Genomic DNA, 18,803 nt, shown 5'->3' with positions numbered 1-18,803 from the left:
GCATGATCCGGAGAAGTGTGTAGCGGTTTTCCGAAAAGATCATGCTCAAACAACAACCTAAAGCGCGAGGAATCCCATCGCGCTTTAGTGCAGCCGCCCGGGCCTGTCGTCCTGGGGCGGCTCCGACAAATTCGCCAGCGTCGGTGCCGACGGCGGTGACGGGACCTCGCCTCCCGCCGGCGCGGTGGCTTCCACCGCGCGCGCCTGGTCGCGATAGGATTTGTAGCCGAGCGGCAGCGCGAGAAGGTACAGCACCGTGCCGATCGACAGCACGTGCCAGGGATAGGCGATCAGGAGCGCGATGAAGACGATTACGGCGACGAAGGCCGGCAGCACCAGCTCCGGCGGCACGCGCATGCGCTTGGTCTTGCCGGAGAACACCGGCAGGCGCGACACCATCAGGAACGCGATCAGAAGCGTGTAGGCCGCGGTCACCGCCGCAGGCGTGCGGCCGAGATCGAGGAACGCGACATAGATCGGCAGCAGCACGGTGATCGCGCCGGCGGGCGCCGGCACGCCGGTGAAGAAATTGGCGGCGAAGGCCGGCTTGTTCGGATCGTCCATGGTGGCGTTGAAGCGGGCGAGCCGCAGGCCGCCGGAGATCGCGAACACCATGGCGGCGATCCAGCCGGCATTGCCGAGCTCGTGCAGCTGCCAGAAATACAGCATCAGGCCGGGCGCCACACCGAAATTGACGAAGTCGGCGAGGCTGTCGAGCTCGGCGCCGAACTTGGACTGCCCCTTGATCATGCGCGCGATGCGGCCGTCGATGCCGTCGAGCGCGGCCGCGAACACGATGGCGTAGACGGCGAGCGACATCCGCCCTTCGATCGACAGGCGGATCGAGGTCAGGCCGGCGCAGATCGCCAGCAGCGTGATGACGTTGGGCACCAGCATCCGCACCGGAATGGGGCGGAACCGCCGGCGGCGGACGTCGGGATCCCTAGAGTCGTAAGGCGTCATGGCTCGTCCTTATCTCGAGGCGAGATATAGCAAGCCAAGCCGCCCTCCGCCATTGCGGCGGAAGGCCTGCAAGCACCGACTATTGGTTAATTGGCGCGGAACGCGCGGCCCGGGTCGTCGCCGGCAAGGTCGGCCAGGATCGTCTCTCCGGCGATCGCGGTCTGCCCTTCCGAGACCAGCGCCTTGGTGCCCACGGGCAGGTAGACATCGAGGCGCGAGCCGAAGCGGATCAGGCCGAAGCGCTCGCCGGCGCCGATCGCCTGCCCCTCCCTGACGAAGCAGACGATGCGCTTGGCGACGAGGCCAGCGATCTGGACCACGCCGATCCGCGAGGTCGGCGTCGTGATCACCAGCGAGTTGCGCTCGTTGTCCTCGCTCGCCTTGTCGAGCTCGGCGTTGATGAAGAGGCCGGGCCGATAGGCGATGCGGTCCACCCTGCCCGCCACCGGCGCCCGGTTCACATGGCAATTGAACACGCTCATGAAGATCGAGACGCGCGGCAGCGGCCGGTCGCCGAGCCCGAGCTCGGCCGGGGGCAGTGCCATGGTGATCATCGAGACGCGCCCGTCGGCCGGCGACACCACGAGACCCTCGCGCACCGGCGTCACACGGACCGGATCGCGGAAGAACAGCGCGCACCACACGGTCAGGACCGTGCCGATCCACCCCAGCGGCGACCACAGCCAGAACAGGATCAGGCTCGCCACCGCAAAGCCGCCGATGAAGGGATAGCCCTCCTTGTGGATCGGCGGGATCTGACGCTGGATCGAATCGAGAATGGACATCGCTATCTGCCGTTCGGGGTTGATGGCACGGGTCGTCGCGCGGGCTTGTTTAGGCCAGACTTGGGACCGGAGACAAGGTCACTCCGCCGCCGCGGGCGTCGTCAGGATGTCGTCGACCGGCGGCGGCTCCCGGTTGGGCGCGGCATTGGTGTCGGCCATCTTGGCCAGTTTCTCGCGGGCCGCCTCGGCCTCGCGCTGCCTGTTCCACATGCTGGCATAGAGCCCGCCCTGCGCGAGCAGGCTCGCGTGAGTGCCGCGCTCGGCGATGCGGCCCTGGTCCAGCACGATGATTTCGTCGGCGCCGACGATGGTGGAAAGCCGATGCGCGATCACCAGCGAGGTGCGGTTCTTGGCCACGCGGTCGAGCGCCCCCTGGATCTCGTGCTCCGTGTGGGTGTCGAGCGCCGAGGTCGCCTCGTCCAGCACCAGGATCGGCGGCGCCTTGAGCACCGTGCGCGCGATCGCCACGCGCTGCTTCTCGCCGCCCGACAATTTCAGGCCGCGCTCGCCGACCTGGGTCTCGTAGCCCTTCGGCGCCATGCGGATGAAGTGGTCGATCTGCGCCAGCCGTGCGGCCTCCTCGACTTCGGCATCGCCGGCGTCCCAGCGGCCATACCGGATGTTGTAGCGGATGGTGTCGTTGAACAGCACGGTATCCTGCGGCACCATGCCGATCGATGCGCGCAAGCTGGCCTGCGTGACCTCGCGGATGTCCTGGCCGTCGATCAGGATCCTGCCGCCGGAAATGTCATAGAGGCGAAACAGCAGCCGCGAGATGGTCGACTTGCCGGCGCCGGAGGGGCCGACGATGGCAACGGTCTTGCCGGCCGGCACCTCGAAGCTGATGCCCCTCAGGATCGGGCGGGTCGGCTCATAGGCAAAGTGCACGTCCTCGAAGCGCACCGTGCCGGCGGAGACGACCAGCGGCTTCGCGCCAGGCGCATCCTTGATCTCGGCCTCGCGGCCCAGCACGCCGAACATCTTCTCGATGTCGATGATCGCCTGCTTGATCTCGCGATAGACCATGCCCATGAAGTTCAGCGGCTGGTAGAGCTGGATCATCATGGCATTGACCAGCACGAAATCGCCGACCGTGTTGGTGCCGTTGCGCACCCCGATCGCGCACATCAGCATGGTTGCGGTCAGGCCCAGCGTGAAGATCACGGCTTGTCCGGTATTGAGCACGGCAAGAGACGTATAGGTGCGGACGCTCGCCTCCTCGTAGCGCTCGACCGATTTGTCGTAGCGCTGCGCCTCGCGCGCTTCGGCGCCGAAATACTTCACCGTCTCGTAGTTGAGCAGCGAGTCGATCGCCTTGGTGTTCGCCTCGGTGTCGGAATCGTTCATCTTGCGGCGGATGCCGATCCGCCACTCGGTCGCGATATAGGTGTAGTACATGTAGAGCGTGACCGTGATCAGGGTCGCGACCACGTAACGCCAGTCGAATTGCCAGAGCAGCACCGCCAGCAGCAGCGAGACCTCGACGATGGTCGGGATCAGCTGCAGGATCACCATGCGCACGATGACCTCGATGCCCTCGCGGCCGCGCTCGAGCACGCGCGTCAAACCGCCGGTCTTGCGCTCGAGGTGGAAGCGCAGCGACAGCTCGTGCATGTGGATGAAGGTGAGGGTCGCGAGCTTGCGCACCGCATGCATGGCGACGCGGGCGAAGATGCCGTCGCGCCATTGCGTCAGCACCGCCATCAGGATGCGCATCACGCCGTAGCTCGCGGTCAGCAGCAAGGGCGAGGCGATCACCCAGAGATGCCAATTGTCGGCCGCGACCGGCGCGGTGTTGGCGCCCGTCAGCGCATCCGTTGCCCATTTGAAGCTGAACGGCACCGCGAGCGTGATCAGCTTGGCGGCGAGCAGCAGCACCAGCGACCAGACCACCCGCATCTTCAGGTCGAAGCGGTCGCCCGGCCAGATATAGGGCCACAGATGCGCGAGCGTACCCATCAGCGTGGCCCCGGCCTGCGGTCCTGCCGCGGCAGGATCAGGAACGTCGGCGCCGTCGAACGATTGAGGTTGGTCCATCAAGAAACCTGAAAGCCCGCCGGGCGCGGGCGCAACTGCGATTAACGATTTTCGCCCGTCATATAGAGCCTTCCCGATGCCCGCGCACCCCGCCAGATGGCGAATCCTGGATCGTTTGTCGCGATTTACCGGTAGATTCCCGGAAGTACCGAATCACCGTTTGGGCTTGACGCCACTTCGCTGCAATGCATCATGGCACCAATGAGCACGATCAAAACCGTCTGTGTCTATTGCGGCTCCGGCCCTGGAACAAATCCCAACTTCATCGCAGCGGCGAAGGCGCTAGGCAGAGCGCTGGCGGAAAGCAAGATCCGCCTCGTTTATGGCGGCGGCTCGCTCGGCCTGATGGGGGCGGTCGCAACCTCCGTGCTCGATCACGGCGGCATGGTCACCGGCATCATCCCTGACTTCCTGCGGATGCGCGAGAACGCCTTGACGCGCGTGCAGGAGATGGTCGTCACGCCCGACATGCACGAGCGCAAGCGGCTGATGTTCGAGCGCTCCGACGCCTTCGTGGCCCTGCCCGGCGGGCTCGGCACGCTCGAGGAGCTGGTGGAGCAGCTGACCTGGCAGCAACTCGGCCGTCACGCCAAGCCCGTGCTGCTCGCCAACATCGATAATTTCTGGGAGCCGCTGCTCTCGCTGGTGTACCACATGCGCCAGACCGAGTTCATCCGCGCCGGCCTTTCGGTCGACATCCTCAAGGCGGACAAGGTCGAGGAGATCATCCCGCGGCTGCGCTCTGCAGCTGCGCAGATTCCCGACAGCCAGCGCGATCTCGCGCCGGAAGTGGCGCGTAAGTTGTAACGCCTACTCTGCCGGGAACGTCACCGCCTCGATCCGGTTGCCATCGGGATCGGTGACGAAGGCGGCGTAATAGCGCACGCGATCGTGCGGGCGGATGCCCGGTGCGCCGTCGGAGGCGCCGCCAGCGGACAGCGCCGCTGCGTGAAACGCATCGACCTCGGCCGTGGTTTTCGCCCGCAGGCAGATATGCACGCCGCTCTCCGGCGCGACAGGCGGCATGCCTTCGCGCAGATTGATCCAGAACTCCGGATAGGCCTTGCCGAACCCGACCGTCCGCGGCCGCGTGACGAGGCGCGTGAGGCCGAGTGCGGCGAGCGTCGCCTCGTAGAATTTTGCGGCGCGATCGAGATCGCTGACGCCGACGGAGATGTGATCGATCATTGGTCGCGCTCCCCTCGCTCCTCGTCATTGCGAGCGACTTGTCCGCCATAGCTCGAAGAGCGACGGCGGAAGCGAAGCAATCCAGAATCTTTCCGCGGAGCCAGTCTGGATTGCTTCGTCGCTTCGCTCCTCGCAATGACGGTGTTTGTGGTCGCGCCCGTCTAAGCCGGCGCCCCCGACTTCACCAGCTTGTAGATCACCGAATCCATCAACGCCTGGAACGAGGCGTCGATGATGTTCGGGGATACGCCGACCGTGGTCCAGCGATCGCCGTTCTCGTCCTCGCTCTCGATCAGCACGCGCGTGACCGCGCCGGTGCCGCCATTGAGGATACGCACGCGATAGTCGATCAGCGTCAGGCCCTCGATGAATTTCTGGTACTTGCCGAGGTCCTTGCGCAGCGCGACGTCGAGCGCGTTGACGGGACCGTTGCCTTCGGCGGCCGAGATCAGATGCTCGCCGGCGACGTCGACCTTGACCACCGCGAGCGCCACCGTGACGCGCTCGCCGAGCGCGTTGTAGCGCTGCTCGACGTTGACGTCGAACTGCTCGACCTCGAAATAATGCGGCACCTTGCCGAGCGTGCGGCGCGCCAGGAGCTCGAACGAGGCGTTGGCGGATTCGTAGGCATAGCCGGCCGCCTCGCGCTCTTTCAGTTCTTCGACGAGACGCGTCAGCTTCGGATCGCTCTTTTCATAAGAGATACCGGCGCGGTCGAGCTCGGCGATGACATTGGAGCGCCCGGCCTGGTCGGACACCAGCACCTTGCGGTGGTTGCCGACCAGCTCCGGCAAGACATGCTCGTAGGTCTGCGGATCCTTCAGCACGGCGGAGGCATGGATGCCGGTCTTGGTGACGAAGGCGCTCTCGCCGACATAAGCCGCATGCCGGTTCGGCACGCGGTTGAGCATATCGTCGAGCGTGCGCGACACCTTGACGAGAGTCGCCAGCTTCTCCGTGGTGACGCCGATCTCGAAAGCCTCGGCAAACCCCGCTTTCAGCTTCAGCGTCGGGATCAGCGAGCAGAGATTGGCGTTGCCGCAGCGCTCGCCGAGGCCGTTCAGCGTGCCCTGGATCTGCCGCGCGCCGGCACGCACCGCCGCGAGCGAATTGGCCACCGCCTGCTCGGTGTCGTTATGGGCGTGGATGCCGACGTGATCGCCGGGGATGTGCCTGGTCACGTCTCTGACGATGGCTTCGACCTCATCGGGCATGGTGCCGCCATTGGTGTCGCACAGCACCACCCAGCGTGCCCCGGCCTCATAGGCGGCCTTGGCGCAGGCAAGCGCGAAGGCGGCGTCTTCCTTGTAGCCGTCGAAGAAATGCTCGCAATCGAGCATCACCTCGCGGCCGGCCGCCTTCGCCGCCGCGACGCTGTCGCGGATCGAGGCGAGGTTCTCTTCCTTCGTGGTCTCCAGCGCGACGCGCACCTGATAGGCCGACGACTTCGCCACGAAGCAGATTGCGTCCGCCTTGGCTTCCAAAAGGCCCGCGACGCCCGGATCGTTCGAGACCGAGCGGCCTGCCCGGCGCGTCATGCCGAAGGCGGTGAAGCGCGCATGATTGAGCTTGGGCTTGGTCGCGAAGAATTCGCTGTCGAGCGGGTTGGCGCCGGGATAGCCGCCCTCGACATAATCGATGCCGAGATCGTCGAGCATCGCCGCGATGACCTGCTTGTCGGCCAGCGTGAAGTCGACGCCGTTGGTCTGCGCCCCATCGCGCAGCGTGGTGTCGAACAGATAGAGACGCTCCTTGCTCATTGCCCCGCTCCGAGCGTCTTTTTCATGGTGGTGTTGGCGAGCCATTCGTCGTTCATCGTGACGCTGTTGCGCTGCTGGGCGGTGTAGCCGCGCTTGGCGAAGAAGCCCTCCGCGGTATCGCTGGCATCGACCGAGAGACTCTTGGCGCCGCGGCCGCCGGCGAGCTTCTCCAGCGCGTCGACCAGCATGGTCGCGATGCCCTGCCCGGCCACGGCCGGATGCACATAGAGCATGCGGATATGATCGTTGCCGCGCAGTGAGGCGAAGCCGACGGGCGAGCCTTCCAGCGTCGCGATCAGCGTCAGGTCGGACGCGAGCCGCTTGCCGAACTCCTCGTCCTCGGCCGCCGCCATCCAGGCTTCCTGCTGCGCCTCGCTATAGTCGTCGCCGGTCAATTCCTCGATGCTGGCGGCGAAGATCGCGGCGAGGATCGGCACATCCGCCGGCAGGAAAGGCCTCAATGCGGGCTTTGGCAAAGTCTGTCCCATCGTCCTCACCACATCCCATAGAGCTTGAGCGCGATCGCCACCGCGCCGGCGAGCAGCGCGATCTTCAGCGCGATGTAATAGAGCCAGTGCCGCGGAAATGGCGTGTCGGGCCGCTTCATCGCGCGATCTCCCAGGTCGTGCCTTCCTTGGAGTCCTTGATCGCAACGCCCATCGCAGCGAGCAGATCGCGGATGCGGTCGGACTCCTTGAAATCTTTCCGGCTACGGGCGGCTGCCCGCTCCGCGAGCAGACGCTCGACCTCCTTGGCATCGACCCCGCTCGCCTGCTGCTTGCGTCCTTCCCACTGCGCCGCACTCTCGGACAGGAATCCGAGCAGCCGCAACGAGCCCGCAAGACCGGCGATGTCGTTGCCGCGCAGGCCGTGCAGCGCCGCGATCGCCTGCGGCGTGTTGAGGTCGTCGAGTAGCGGTTCGACGACGGGCGCAGCCGGCTCGCCGGGCGCGACGTCGGCCGCGACACGATACCAGTCGTCGAGCGTCCTGGCGCTCTCCTCCAGCGACTTCATGGTCCAGTCGATCGGCGAGTGATAGTGCGTCTTGAGCATGTTGAGGCGCAGCACCTCACCCGGCCAATCCCCAAGCAGCTCGTGGATGGTGATGAAATTGCCGAGGCTCTTCGACATCTTCTCACTCTCGACCTGCAGGAAGCCGTTGTGCATCCAATAGTTCGCCATGCGCTCGCGGTGGAACGCGCAGCAGGTCTGCGCGACCTCGTTCTCGTGATGGGGAAACACGAGATCAATGCCGCCGCCGTGGATGTCGAAGTGCTCGCCGAGATGCTTCCAGGCCATCGCCGAGCACTCGATGTGCCAGCCCGGACGCCCCTCCGCCCTGATGCCGGATGGCGACGGCCAGGACGGCTCGCCCGGCTTGGACGGCTTCCACAGCACGAAGTCGGTCGCATCCCGCTTGTAGGGCGCAACATCGACCCGCGCGCCCGCGATCATCTCGTCGAGCGAGCGCTTCGACAACGCGCCATAGCGCGGCAGCGCGGAATTGGCCGCATTCATCGCCTGCGGCGAGAACAGCACGTGGTCCTCGGCGACATAGGCAAAGCCTCCGGCGACCAGCCGCTCGATGATCTCGCACATCTCGCCGATATGCTCGGTCGCGCGCGGCTCGACGCTCGGCCGCAGCGCGCCCAGCGCGTCGACGTCGGCGTGAAACTGCTTGCCGGTCTGCTCGGTGACCTTGCGGATCGCCTCGTTCAGCGGCAGGCCGGGAAAATCGCGCGCGGCGCGGTCGTTGATCTTGTCGTCGACGTCGGTGATGTTGCGGACATATTTGACATGCGCCTCGCCATAGAGGTGGCGCAGCAGGCGAAACAGCACGTCGAACACGATCACCGGCCGGGCATTGCCGATGTGGGCGAAGTCGTAGACCGTCGGTCCGCAGACATACATGCGGACGTTGTTCGGATCGAGCGGCACGAAGGTGCGCTTTTCCCGGCTCAGCGTATCGTAAAGACGCAATTCCATGACAACCCATCCCTCTCGGCCGGGCGTCCAAGGCTCTCAATGTGTTTGAGAAAAGACGGCTCCAGCCAGCGAATCGCTAGCTCGTAATCTCGCGGCAAATGGCGCAAATGGCGAGGAGACCGTTCATGCGGTCACATATGGGCCACCACGGGCCCCGGCGTCAAGGGCCGCGAAAATGCCGTTTTTGCCTCCGCAAAGGGCGCGGCCGGCCTTCAGGGTTCATGATCCCCTAACCATTTGAGCCCATTCTGGAACCTGCGGTTCCCTGATTTTTTGCCCCCGGTATTTTCATGCGATCCCTGCTCGCGCTCATTTTTGGCGCCTCGCTCCTTGCAACACCTCAGGCGTGCGCCGAGAGCCGCGTCTTCATCATCGCCGACCAGTGCATGGCCAAGAGCGACACCAAGGGCGACACATGCGGCGCCTCCGCCGCGCGGACCTATTGCCAGTCACGAGATTTTGCAAAGGCATCAAGCTATCGCCGGGTCGACCCCGACGAAATTACCGGCTCCGTCCCCAAAACCGGCACAAACTGCTCCCATGGCCATTGCGACGAATATGTCGCAATCACCTGCCAGCGCTGAATTCGCTCGGAGCTGGCGGACCTTAGGACCAGTCTTCGGCCCCTGAAACGACGTGACGATGCCGCAGGAAGCGGCTATTGGGAGGGCGCGCTTCGGCCCCCAACTCGCTTGGGAAGTCACTTGGACGATCACGCTGGGCCGTGACCTCGCTAGAATGGCGGATATGCCTGAATTCCTCTCTCTCTTCCGTGCCCGTTCCCCCCTTGCCTGCACCGTGCTCCTCGGCACCGTCGTGCTCGCCAAAGGCGCATTCGCGCAGGCCGGCCCGCCGCCCCAGCCGGGCCAGAACGGGCTCGGACCCAATCCGATGTGCGTGCGCCTGGAGGCCCAGCTCGCCGCGCTCGATCGCGGCGGCGGGGGTGATGCCGCGCGCGAGGAGCAGATCCGCCGCTATCAGGATTCCCAGGCCAAGCAGCAGGCCGAGCTCGACCGCGTCACCATGCAAGCCAAGCGCATGGGCTGCGATTCCTCCGGCTTCTTCTCGCTGTTCGGTGGCCAGCAGGCGCAATGCGGTCCGGTCAACACCCAGATCCAGCAGATGCGGGCCAATCTGGACCAGATCACCGGCAATCTCGAGCGGCTGCGCGGCGGTAGCGGCGCCAGCCCGGAGCGCGATAACCAGCGCCGCTCGGTGCTGATGGCGCTGGCGCAGAACAATTGCGGGCCGCAATATGCCAACGCCGCGCAATCGCAAGGCGGCGGCAATTTCCTGAGCAATCTGTTCGGCGGCAACAACCCGAACAATCCGCAAGCCATGCCGCCCTCCGATCTCGGCCCGCAATCCGGCACCTTCCGCACCGTCTGCGTGCGCACCTGCGACGGCGCCTATTTCCCGATCTCCTTTGCCACCGTGCCGGCGCGCTTCGGCGACGACGAGAAGACCTGCAAGGCGCTGTGTCCGGCCGCGGAAGCCGTGCTCTACACCCATCGCAATCCCGGCGAGGACATGAACGCGGCGGTCTCGATCGGCGGCCAGCCCTACACGGCGCTGCCGACCGCATTCAAATTCCGCAGCGAGTTCAACCCGTCCTGCTCCTGCAAGGCGGCAGGCCAGACCTGGGCGGATGCGCTGAAATCCGCCGACGACAAGACCAGCGTCGAGCAGCAGGGCGACATCATCGTCACCGAGGAAAGTGCCAGGAAGATGCAGCAGCAGCGGCTCAACAAGGGCGCGCCGCAGCCTGCCAATGCCAAGAAGGGCGCGCCCCCTCCGACGACGGCCACGGCACCGGCGGCACCGCCGGCGGACACCGGCACGCCCGCGGCGGGTTCAGAGAACAAGCCGATCCGCTCGGTCGGCCCGACCTTCCTGCCGCAGCAGCAGAAGTAGGCCGTCACTCTGTCATGCTCCGCGCAGGCGTCCCAGCGCAGCCGTTCCGCTGTTAAGGCTCGCCCTCGCGGCTCCACGGGAACAGATTGGCCGGAAAGTCTGCTGCGTAGCGCCTGCCCTTCGGGGGCGGCGGCGGTGCGTCCGGTGGGTTCGGATTGGGCTCGACCACCCGCCGATACAGGTGCCAGGTGGCATGACCGAGCACCGGCAGAACGACGGCGAGACCGACGAAGAGCGGCAGCGAGCCGATCACGAGCAGCGCCGCCACGATGAGGCCCCATCCGGCCATCGCAACCGGATTCGCCGCGACCGCTCGGAGCGACGTGCGGATCGCGTCGATCGCAGTCGCATGGCGGTCGAGCATCAACGGAAATGACACGACGCTGACGCACAATGCCACAACCGCAAACAGGAAGCCGACACCGCAACCGACGATGATGAGCGACCAGCCTTCCGGTGTCGTCAGCACGCGCGTTGCGAAGTCGGGAATGCTTGCGGCCGCAGCGTGGCCGAAGATCGCGACATAGATTGCGTTCGCGACACCGATCCAGGCCCCGAACAGCACCAGCAGAAGCACGCCGAGTTCTATCATGGCGCCGAACGACGGTGCGCGCAGCACCTTGATCGCATCCCATGCTTCGACCTCCTCGCCGCGCTCGCGACGACGGCTGAGTTCGTAGAGACCGATCGCGGCAAAAGGACCGATCAAGGCAAAGCCGGCGGCCAGCGGAAACAGCAGCGGCAGCACCGAATAGCCGAGCACCATCCTGAACAGGACGAGACCGAGAACGGGATAAATCAGGCACACGACGATCGCGTGACTCGGCATCGCCTGGAAATCGTCCCAGCCCAGGCGCAGGGCCTCGGTCAAGTCGGACAAGCTGATCTTGCGAATGGGATAGGAGGCCGCTTCGCCGAATGCGTGCCGCCTGATGTCGTGGGAGTACAGAGTGGCCATGTACGGAGCCTCCCGTGCTGAAAATCGCGGTTTTCGACAACACGCGCTCTTCAGCCACGCGTGTCCGCCTGACGAGCAGGAAACGCGATGGGTCGGGTACGGCAACCCAGGTTCAGCAACCGAGCCTGGCCGGACGGAACCCGTCGCGACCTGCCTGGCAAGCTTAGCGCGCGCGGAGCACGGCTGCACTCACGGTTGGGTGAATTGCGCACCAGAACGGATTTGTGCGTTGCATCACCCAAACCCAAACATGCGCACCTGATGGTTGGTTTGCCAGCACGGCAATCACACCAATTCGGACACCCACATTGCTCTATTGACGCCGGATTGGGCTGGTATCATTTTAGACGCAGACGCCCTTAGAGTTGATGGTCGCGAGCGTTCTCTTGATTTCGCGATCAGTGGAATGGGCGAGGCAAGAGGCCGGCGATGGCATATGCCAAGAAAGGCCAGCCATCGCGACAGACATGAGCTCCGCCCTGGATTCGTATCCGTAGCCTTCGATGGCAAGGATGGATCAGGATGGCTGTCGCACTGATACTGCTTCTGGTCGCGATCGGCTCGGTGCTGTTTCACATCTACAGCCCGTGGTGGTGGACGCCGATCGCCACGAACTGGGCCTATATCGACCACACCATCAACATCACATTCTGGATCACGGGCTTTGTTTTCGTCGCCGTGATCGCCTTCATGGCTTACTGCGTCTTCCGCTTTCACCACAGAGAGGGAAGACGGGCCGACTACAATCCGGAAAACAAAAGGCTCGAATGGTGGCTGAGCGTCGGGACTGGCGTCGGCGTCGCGGCCATGCTGGCGCCTGGCCTCGTGGTCTGGCACCAGTTCGTGACGGTGCCTGCGGATGCCACCGAGATCGAGGTCATGGGCCAGCAATGGCAGTGGAGCTTCCGCCTTCCGGGCAAGGATGGGAAGTTGGGCACATCGGATGTCCGCAACATCGCTTCCGACAATCCGATGGGCCTCAATCGTGACGACCGGCACGCGCAGGACGATGTCGTGATCGAGAACGGCGACCTGCACCTTCAAGTCGGAAAGCCGGTCAAGGTTCTCCTCCGCTCGGTTGATGTCCTGCACGATTTCTACGTGCCCGAATTCCGGGCCAAGATGGACATGGTTCCAGGCATGGTGACCTATTTCTGGATAACGCCGATCCGAACCGGAACGTTCGATGTTCTCTGTGCGGAGCTTTGTGGCGCTGCTCATTATCAGATGCGGGCCAAGGTCATCGTCGACGAAGAGGGTGAATATCACGCTTGGCTGGAGCAACAAAAAACGTTCGCAGAGTTATCGCCGGCGCAAGCCGTCGTGAAGGCGACGTACCAATCCGGCGGCAAGTAGCAAGCTGCCGCCGCAGATAGATCGGGCGCAAGAGGCCAACGCCTCACCCCCGATGGAAACGACCGAGGAGGTTTCTATGGTCGATATTCCATATGAAGGAATCCGCGGCATCCCGCCTGCCGAAGTACCTGAGGTCGAGCTCTATCATCCGCGGAGCTGGTGGACACGATACGTCTTCTCGCAGGACGCCAAGGTGATCGCCATTCAGTATTCGCTGACGGCCACGGCCATCGGGCTGGTGGCCCTGGTGCTGTCGTGGCTGATGCGGCTGCAACTGGGATTCCCCGGCACCTTCTCTTTCATCGATGCCAATCAGTACCTGCAATTCATCACCATGCATGGCATGATCATGGTGATTTACCTGCTCACCGCATTGTTTCTGGGCGGCTTCGGCAACTACCTGATCCCGCTGATGGTCGGCGCCCGGGACATGGTCTTCCCTTATGTGAACATGCTGAGCTACTGGGTCTACCTGCTCGCGGTCCTGGTGCTTGCCTCGACATTCTTCGTGCCCGGCGGCCCCACCGGCGCCGGTTGGACGCTGTACCCGCCGCAAGCAATCCTCTCCGGAACGCCCGGGCAGGATTGGGGCATCATTCTCATGATGGCGTCCCTGATCCTGTTCATCATCGGCTTCACCATGGGCGGGCTGAATTATGTGGTCACGGTGTTGCAGGCGCGCACGCGCGGCATGACTTTGATGCGCCTGCCCCTGACGGTGTGGGGCATTTTCACCGCGACCGTCATGGCGCTCTTGGCATTCCCTGCACTGTTCGTTGCCTCGGTCATGCTGCTGCTCGACCGTCTCCTGGGAACCAGCTTCTTCATGCCCTCCCTCGTCGAGATGGGTACGCTTTCGAAATATGGCGGCGGCAGCCCGCTGCTCTTCCAGCACCTGTTCTGGTTCTTCGGCCATCCCGAAGTCTATATCGTCGCCCTGCCCGCCTTCGGCATCGTCTCGGATCTGATCAGCACGCATGCGCGCAAGAACATCTTTGGTTATCGCATGATGGTCTGGGCGATCGTAGCCATCGGCGCGCTCAGCTTCATCGTCTGGGCGCACCACATGTATGTGAGCGGTATGTTCCCGCAATTCGGGTACTTCTTCGCCACCACGACGCTCATCATCGCAATCCCCACCGCGATCAAGGTCTACAACTGGGTGCTGACCCTGTGGCGCGGCGACATTCATCTCACGGTGCCGATGCTGTTCGCCCTCGGCTTCATCATCACCTTCGTGAACGGCGGGCTCACCGGCCTCTTCCTCGGCAACGTCGTCGTGGACGTGCCCCTCTCGGATACCATGTTCGTGGTCGCCCATTTCCACATGGTGATGGGCGTGGCGCCGATCATGGTCGTGCTCGGCGCGATCTATCATTGGTACCCAAAGGTCACGGGGCGGATGCTGAACGAGGCCATGGGCAAGTTTCACTTCTGGGTCACCTTCCTCGGCGCCTACCTGATCTTCTTCCCCATGCACTATCTTGGACTGCTCGGGGTCCCGCGCCGGTATTTCGAACTCGGAGATACGACCTTCATCCCGTCCTCGGCCCATTCACTCAACGCCTTCATCTCGGTGGTGGCCTTGACCGTCGGCTTCAGCCAGATGGTGTTCCTGTTCAACCTCGTCTGGAGCTTGTTCAAAGGTGAGGCCTCAGGCGGCAACCCGTGGCGGGCGACGACGCTGGAGTGGCAGACGCCGGAGACGCCCCCAGGGCACGGCAACTGGGGCAAGGAGCTCCCGGTCGTGTACCGCTGGGCCTATGACTACAGTGTGCCCGGCGCCGCGGAGGATTTCATTCCGCAGAACCAGCCGCCGCGCGCGACGCAGCTCGCTCAAGGAGCTGCTTCGTGAGCGCCGTCATCCTGTTCCTGGCTGTGCTTGCGGTGATCGCCGGATGGTGGCTGTCGCAGCAGCGACTGACGGCCAAGCCCTGGCTGGAGGAAGGCGCGGCAGGCGACTTCCCCGGCGGCGATGCCATGACCTGGCCGGCAGCGAAGGTCGGTCTTGGCGTGTTTCTCGCGGTCGCGAGCGCATTGTTCGTCCTCTTCATCAGCGCCTACTCGATGCGCATGAGCGTGGTGGACTGGCGGCCGCTGCCGATACCGCGGCTGCTGTGGGTCAACACGGGCGTCCTTGTCCTGAGCAGTGTCGCGCTGCAATGGTCGTACGCGGCCGCGCGCCGCCACGATACTGAGACCGTTATGGTCGGTCTGCTCGCCGGCGGAGCATCTGCCGTGATCTTCCTCGCCGGGCAGCTCCTGGCCTGGCAACGGCTCGGGGCTGCGGGATATTTCGTGGCGTCCAACCCGGCGAATTCCTTCTTCTACGTGTTGACCGCAGTGCATGGGCTGCATCTGACGGGCGGTCTCGTGGCCCTGGGCCGAACCTCAGCCAAGATGTGGCGCGGCGCCGAGATCGCCGACATGCGCTTGAGCGTCGAGCTGTGCGCCATCTACTGGCACTTCCTGCTGTTGGTCTGGCTTGTCCTGCTCGGTCTTCTCACCGGCTGGACCGACGATTTCGTCAACATTTGCCGCCAATTGCTGAGCTAGGGAGGCGAGACCAGATGGCTGAGACCGTGCTGACAAATCCGGGGCAATCGCCTGCGCGGCTTGAAGGCTGGCGCGGCATCGCCGCCGACTGGGCGTCCGATCAGCGCGCCTTCAAGAACGTGTCCTGGGGCAAGGCCATGATGTGGATCTTCCTCCTCAGCGACACCTTCATCTTCAGTTGCTTCCTGCTCTCCTACATGACGGCGCGGATGTCGACGACCGTACCCTGGCCCAATCCCAGCGAGGTCTTCGCTCTCAACATCGCCGGACAGCACATTCCGCTGATCCTGATCGCCATCATGACGTTTGTCCTGATCAGCAGCAGCGGCACGATGGCGATGGCCGTCAATTTCGGCTACCGCCGCGACCGCGTGAGAACCGCAATCCTGATGCTGATCACTGCAGCATTCGGTGCAACTTTCGTCGGAATGCAGGCCTTCGAATGGACCAAGCTGATCATGGAGGGCGTCCGGCCCTGGGGTAATCCATGGGGTGCGCCGCAGTTTGGTGCGAGCTTCTTCATGATCACCGGCTTCCACGGCACCCACGTGACGATCGGTGTGATCTTCCTGATCGCCATTGCGCGAAAGGTCTTTCGCGGCGACTTCGACGTCGAGAGGCGCGGCTTCTTCACGAGCCGCAAGGGGTATTACGAGATCGTGGAGATCACGGGCCTGTACTGGCACTTCGTCGATCTCGTGTGGGTGTTCATCTTCGCATTCTTCTATCTTTGGTGAGGTCGGCGCATGACAAACGCGGTGGTACACATGGAAGGACAGCTCCACGCTCCGGCGCATGGCGCAGTCGCAACGGGAGCCGTTCACGCCAAGGGGCAACAGCACCCGATCAAGCTCTACCTCGTGGTCTGGGGCTGGTTGTTCGTCCTCAGCACGTGCTCCTACCTCGTCGACTACTTTGGCCTGCATGGCTATCTGCGGTGGTCGCTGATCCTGCTGTTCATGATGTTGAAGGCCGGCCTGATCGTCGCCGTCTTCATGCACATGGCCTGGGAGCGGCTGGCCTTGACCTATGCCATCCTGCTGCCGCCGGTCGCGGTATTGGTTTTTGTGTCGATCATGGTGCTCGAATCCGAATACACGCACTTCCTGAGGGTGCTGTTTTTCGCAACCCCGTCGTAGCGCCTGCCGGTGCTCAAGCTGGAGTTCAGCCCTCGAACGCGTCGATGGACGCCGTGCTGCCACGTGACACCAGCGCCTCATCCGCGGCGGGCAACGGCTCGCCTTTGTCACGAAAGCGGTTGGTGATGGGATAGCGGCGGTCGCGGCCGAAATTCCGTCGCGTCACCTTCACGCCGGGCGCGGCCTGGCGGCGCTTGTATTCGGCGACGTTGAGCAGATGGTCGATGCGGGTGACGATCTCGCGGTCGAAGCCGGCGGCGATGATCTGATCCAGCGGCTCTTCGCGCTCGACCAGGCGCTCCAGGATGGCATCGAGCACGTCATAGGGCGGCAGCGAGTCCTGATCGGTCTGGTTCTCGCGCAACTCCGCCGTTGGCGGGCGCGTGATGATGTCGGGCGGGATCACTTCGCCCGCGGGGCCGAGCGCGCCATCGGGCTTCCAGCTGTTACGCAAGTTCGCCAGCCGAAACACCTGCGTCTTGTAGATGTCCTTGAGCGGGTTGAAGCCGCCGTTCATGTCGCCATAGAGCGTGGCGTAGCCGACCGACATCTCCGACTTGTTGCCGGTCGTCACCACCATCAGCCCGGTCTTGTTGGAGATCGCCATCAGAAGCGTGCCGCGGGTGCGGGCCTGGAGATTCTCTTCGGTGATATCGGGCGGCAGGTTCTTGAAGATGCCGGACAAGATCGTCTCGAACCCGGTCACGGCCTCCGCGATCGGCAGCACCTCGTAGCGGACGCCGAGATGGCCGGCGAGCTCGCCGGCATCCGCGATGGAGTGTGCGGCCGTGTAGCGGTAAGGCAGCATCACGCCATGCACCTGGTCGGCGCCGAGCGCGTCGACCGCGATCGCCGCGCAAAGCGCGGAATCGATGCCGCCGGAAATGCCGAGCAGCACGCCGGGAAAGCCGTTCTTGGCGACGTAATCGCGCAGGCCCAGTACGCAGGCCGCGTAGTCGGCCTTGTCGCCCTCGGGCTGTTCGGCGATCGGCCCGGTGCAGCGCCAGTCGTCGCCGTTTCTGCTGAAGCGCAGCGTGACGATGCTCTCTTCGAAGGCCGGCAGCTGCGCCGCGAGCGAGAGATCGCCATTGAGCGCGAAGGAAGCGCCGTCGAAGACGAGCTCGTCCTGGCCGCCGACCTGGTTGAGATAGACCAGCGGCAGCCCGCTCTCGGTCACGCGCGCCACCGCGACCGACAGGCGCACGTCGTTCTTGTCGCGGGCATAAGGAGAGCCGTTCGGCACCAGGATGATCTCGGCGCCGGTCTCGGCCAGCGTCTCGACCACGTTCTCGTAGTCCTCGGACTCCTCCAGCCAGATGTCCTCGCAGATCGGCACGCCGATGCGCACGCCGCGCACGGTGACGGGGCCGGCGGCAGGGCCGCGCGAAAACAGCCGCTTTTCGTCGAACACGCCGTAATTCGGCAGGTTGCACTTGAAGCGCAGGCTCGCGATGCGGCCGCCATCAAGCAGCGCGCAGGCATTGTACAGCCTGCCCTCCTCGACCCAGGGCGTGCCGACCAGCATCGCAGGCCCGCCATCGGCGGTCTCGCGCGCGAGGCTTTCGATCGCGGCGCGGCAGGCGGCCTGGAAGGCGGGCTTCTGCACCAGGTCTTCCGGCGGATAGCCGGCGATGAACAGTTCCGGAAACAGCACGAGATCGGCGCCGTCGGACTTGGCCTGCGCCCGCGCCGCGCGCGCCTTGGCCGCATTGCCGTCCACGTCGCCCATGGTCGGATTGAGCTGGGCGAGCGTGACCGCGAATGTGTCGAAACGTTCGGTCATGGCCGCCCCATCCGATCCCGAGTTACAGGAACCCCAATCGCTCGATGACGGCAATGATCCAGAACGCACCGGTCATCAAGAGCGCAATGCCGACCGCGGCCGAGCCCATGTCCTTGACGCGGCCGATCTGCTTGTCGTGATCCATGGTCAGCCGGTCGGCGAGCTTCTCGATCGCGGTATTGAGCAGCTCGACCGTCAGCACGAACGCGACAGAGCACACCAATTCGACCGCGCGCATCGCGGTCGCGCCGATGAACCAGGCCAGCGGCACCGACAGCAGCAGCGCAAAGATCTCCTCGCGGACGGCCTGCTCCGACTGGAACGCAAAGGCCAGACCGTTGCGGGAATTGATCGTGGCCTTCCAGATCCGCAGCAAGG

At 64.3% G+C, this 18,803-nt stretch carries 18 protein-coding genes; 8 read left to right on the top strand and 10 right to left on the bottom strand.

What is annotated here, in order from left to right; translation table 11 throughout:
- Positions 1 to 84 precede the first annotated feature (84 nt).
- From N2602_RS16375 to N2602_RS16365, 3 genes are all read right to left on the bottom strand, one after another.
- On the bottom strand, positions 85 to 963 hold the full coding sequence (locus N2602_RS16375; protein WP_172788096.1) for a phosphatidylcholine/phosphatidylserine synthase: 879 nt from the start codon (positions 961 to 963) through the stop codon (positions 85 to 87).
- Positions 964 to 1,049: 86 nt separating this feature from the next.
- Positions 1,050 to 1,772, bottom strand: a complete 723-nt coding sequence (locus N2602_RS16370; protein ID WP_257187591.1) for a phosphatidylserine decarboxylase — start codon at positions 1,770 to 1,772, stop codon at positions 1,050 to 1,052.
- A 54-nt stretch (positions 1,773 to 1,826) separates the two neighbouring features.
- The gene (locus N2602_RS16365; RefSeq protein WP_212257362.1) at positions 1,827 to 3,785 is read right to left on the bottom strand and encodes an ABC transporter ATP-binding protein/permease; all 1,959 of its coding nucleotides are present in this window, start codon (positions 3,783 to 3,785) and stop codon (positions 1,827 to 1,829) included.
- 201 nt (positions 3,786 to 3,986) lie between these two features.
- On the opposite strand from N2602_RS16365, the gene N2602_RS16360 reads away from it, so the two are divergent.
- Positions 3,987 to 4,592 (top strand): TIGR00730 family Rossman fold protein, encoded by a 606-nt coding sequence (locus N2602_RS16360; protein ID WP_172788093.1) that lies wholly within the window; start codon positions 3,987 to 3,989, stop codon positions 4,590 to 4,592.
- 3 nt (positions 4,593 to 4,595) lie between these two features.
- Here the strand turns inward: N2602_RS16360 and N2602_RS16355 are convergent, their stop codons facing one another.
- The 4 genes from N2602_RS16355 to cysS form a co-directional block, all read right to left on the bottom strand.
- Positions 4,596 to 4,973 carry a VOC family protein gene (locus N2602_RS16355; protein ID WP_172788092.1) on the bottom strand — a complete coding sequence of 126 codons (378 nt, stop codon included), beginning with the start codon at positions 4,971 to 4,973 and terminating at the stop codon, positions 4,596 to 4,598.
- Between the two features lie 161 nt (positions 4,974 to 5,134).
- Entirely contained in the window at positions 5,135 to 6,733 is a 1,599-nt protein-coding gene (gene cimA, locus N2602_RS16350; protein WP_172788091.1) for a citramalate synthase, read from the bottom strand.
- Positions 6,730 to 7,221 (bottom strand): GNAT family N-acetyltransferase, encoded by a 492-nt coding sequence (locus N2602_RS16345; RefSeq protein WP_260383262.1) that lies wholly within the window; start codon positions 7,219 to 7,221, stop codon positions 6,730 to 6,732. The genes cimA and N2602_RS16345 overlap by 4 nt, the downstream gene beginning before the upstream one ends.
- A gap of 115 nt (positions 7,222 to 7,336) precedes the next feature.
- Entirely contained in the window at positions 7,337 to 8,719 is a 1,383-nt protein-coding gene (gene cysS, locus N2602_RS16340) for a cysteine--tRNA ligase (protein ID WP_260383261.1), read from the bottom strand.
- A 290-nt stretch (positions 8,720 to 9,009) separates the two neighbouring features.
- On the opposite strand from cysS, the gene N2602_RS16335 reads away from it, so the two are divergent.
- Positions 9,010 to 9,303 (top strand): hypothetical protein, encoded by a 294-nt coding sequence (locus N2602_RS16335; RefSeq protein ID WP_260383260.1) that lies wholly within the window; start codon positions 9,010 to 9,012, stop codon positions 9,301 to 9,303.
- A 154-nt stretch (positions 9,304 to 9,457) separates the two neighbouring features.
- Positions 9,458 to 10,633 carry a DUF2865 domain-containing protein gene (locus tag N2602_RS16330; protein ID WP_260383259.1) on the top strand — a complete coding sequence of 392 codons (1,176 nt, stop codon included), beginning with the start codon at positions 9,458 to 9,460 and terminating at the stop codon, positions 10,631 to 10,633.
- 52 nt (positions 10,634 to 10,685) lie between these two features.
- Here N2602_RS16330 and N2602_RS16325 read toward each other — a convergent pair whose 3' ends face one another.
- Positions 10,686 to 11,591, bottom strand: a complete 906-nt coding sequence (locus N2602_RS16325; RefSeq protein ID WP_172788086.1) for a DUF2189 domain-containing protein — start codon at positions 11,589 to 11,591, stop codon at positions 10,686 to 10,688.
- A 522-nt stretch (positions 11,592 to 12,113) separates the two neighbouring features.
- On the opposite strand from N2602_RS16325, the gene N2602_RS16320 reads away from it, so the two are divergent.
- From N2602_RS16320 to N2602_RS16300, 5 genes are all read left to right on the top strand, one after another.
- Entirely contained in the window at positions 12,114 to 12,947 is an 834-nt protein-coding gene (locus tag N2602_RS16320; RefSeq protein WP_172788085.1) for a cytochrome c oxidase subunit II, read from the top strand.
- 76 nt (positions 12,948 to 13,023) lie between these two features.
- Positions 13,024 to 14,802: a cbb3-type cytochrome c oxidase subunit I gene (locus N2602_RS16315; protein WP_172788084.1), complete on the top strand. Its 1,779-nt coding sequence runs from the start codon at positions 13,024 to 13,026 to the stop codon at positions 14,800 to 14,802.
- On the top strand, positions 14,799 to 15,503 hold the full coding sequence (locus tag N2602_RS16310) for a cytochrome c oxidase subunit 3 (protein ID WP_260383258.1): 705 nt from the start codon (positions 14,799 to 14,801) through the stop codon (positions 15,501 to 15,503). The genes N2602_RS16315 and N2602_RS16310 overlap by 4 nt, the downstream gene beginning before the upstream one ends.
- 14 nt (positions 15,504 to 15,517) lie before the next feature.
- The gene (locus N2602_RS16305; protein ID WP_172788082.1) at positions 15,518 to 16,240 is read left to right on the top strand and encodes a heme-copper oxidase subunit III family protein; all 723 of its coding nucleotides are present in this window, start codon (positions 15,518 to 15,520) and stop codon (positions 16,238 to 16,240) included.
- A gap of 9 nt (positions 16,241 to 16,249) precedes the next feature.
- On the top strand, positions 16,250 to 16,642 hold the full coding sequence (locus tag N2602_RS16300) for a cytochrome C oxidase subunit IV family protein (RefSeq protein WP_260383257.1): 393 nt from the start codon (positions 16,250 to 16,252) through the stop codon (positions 16,640 to 16,642).
- A gap of 25 nt (positions 16,643 to 16,667) precedes the next feature.
- Here the strand turns inward: N2602_RS16300 and N2602_RS16295 are convergent, their stop codons facing one another.
- Together N2602_RS16295 and N2602_RS16290 are read right to left on the bottom strand one after the other, a co-directional pair.
- Entirely contained in the window at positions 16,668 to 18,425 is a 1,758-nt protein-coding gene (locus N2602_RS16295) for an NAD+ synthase (RefSeq protein WP_260383256.1), read from the bottom strand.
- Positions 18,426 to 18,447: 22 nt separating this feature from the next.
- Entirely contained in the window at positions 18,448 to 18,801 is a 354-nt protein-coding gene (locus N2602_RS16290; protein WP_260383255.1) for a diacylglycerol kinase, read from the bottom strand.
- Positions 18,802 to 18,803 lie beyond the last annotated feature (2 nt).

Source organism: Bradyrhizobium sp. NC92, assembly GCF_025200865.1.
Taxonomy (GTDB): domain Bacteria; phylum Pseudomonadota; class Alphaproteobacteria; order Rhizobiales; family Xanthobacteraceae; genus Bradyrhizobium.
The sequence above is the reverse complement of the archived record's forward strand: the minus strand, read 5'-3'. Positions and strand labels throughout refer to the sequence as shown.

Bases quoted from the DNA above. Each gene is read 5' to 3' on its own strand.
- N2602_RS16375 (WP_172788096.1), bottom strand. From the start codon at position 963: ATGACGCCTTACGACTCTAGGGATCCCGACGTCCGCCGCCGGCGGTTC.
- N2602_RS16365 (WP_212257362.1), bottom strand. From the start codon at position 3,785: ATGGACCAACCTCAATCGTTCGACGGCGCCGACGTTCCTGATCCTGCC.
- N2602_RS16360 (WP_172788093.1), top strand. From the start codon at position 3,987: ATGAGCACGATCAAAACCGTCTGTGTCTATTGCGGCTCCGGCCCTGGA.
- N2602_RS16355 (WP_172788092.1), bottom strand. From the start codon at position 4,973: ATGATCGATCACATCTCCGTCGGCGTCAGCGATCTCGATCGCGCCGCA.
- cimA (WP_172788091.1), bottom strand. From the start codon at position 6,733: ATGAGCAAGGAGCGTCTCTATCTGTTCGACACCACGCTGCGCGATGGG.
- N2602_RS16345 (WP_260383262.1), bottom strand. From the start codon at position 7,221: ATGGGACAGACTTTGCCAAAGCCCGCATTGAGGCCTTTCCTGCCGGCG.
- cysS (WP_260383261.1), bottom strand. From the start codon at position 8,719: ATGGAATTGCGTCTTTACGATACGCTGAGCCGGGAAAAGCGCACCTTC.
- N2602_RS16335 (WP_260383260.1), top strand. From the start codon at position 9,010: ATGCGATCCCTGCTCGCGCTCATTTTTGGCGCCTCGCTCCTTGCAACA.
- N2602_RS16330 (WP_260383259.1), top strand. From the start codon at position 9,458: ATGGCGGATATGCCTGAATTCCTCTCTCTCTTCCGTGCCCGTTCCCCC.
- N2602_RS16325 (WP_172788086.1), bottom strand. From the start codon at position 11,591: ATGGCCACTCTGTACTCCCACGACATCAGGCGGCACGCATTCGGCGAA.
- N2602_RS16320 (WP_172788085.1), top strand. From the start codon at position 12,114: ATGGCTGTCGCACTGATACTGCTTCTGGTCGCGATCGGCTCGGTGCTG.
- N2602_RS16315 (WP_172788084.1), top strand. From the start codon at position 13,024: ATGGTCGATATTCCATATGAAGGAATCCGCGGCATCCCGCCTGCCGAA.
- N2602_RS16305 (WP_172788082.1), top strand. From the start codon at position 15,518: ATGGCTGAGACCGTGCTGACAAATCCGGGGCAATCGCCTGCGCGGCTT.
- N2602_RS16300 (WP_260383257.1), top strand. From the start codon at position 16,250: ATGACAAACGCGGTGGTACACATGGAAGGACAGCTCCACGCTCCGGCG.
- N2602_RS16295 (WP_260383256.1), bottom strand. From the start codon at position 18,425: ATGACCGAACGTTTCGACACATTCGCGGTCACGCTCGCCCAGCTCAAT.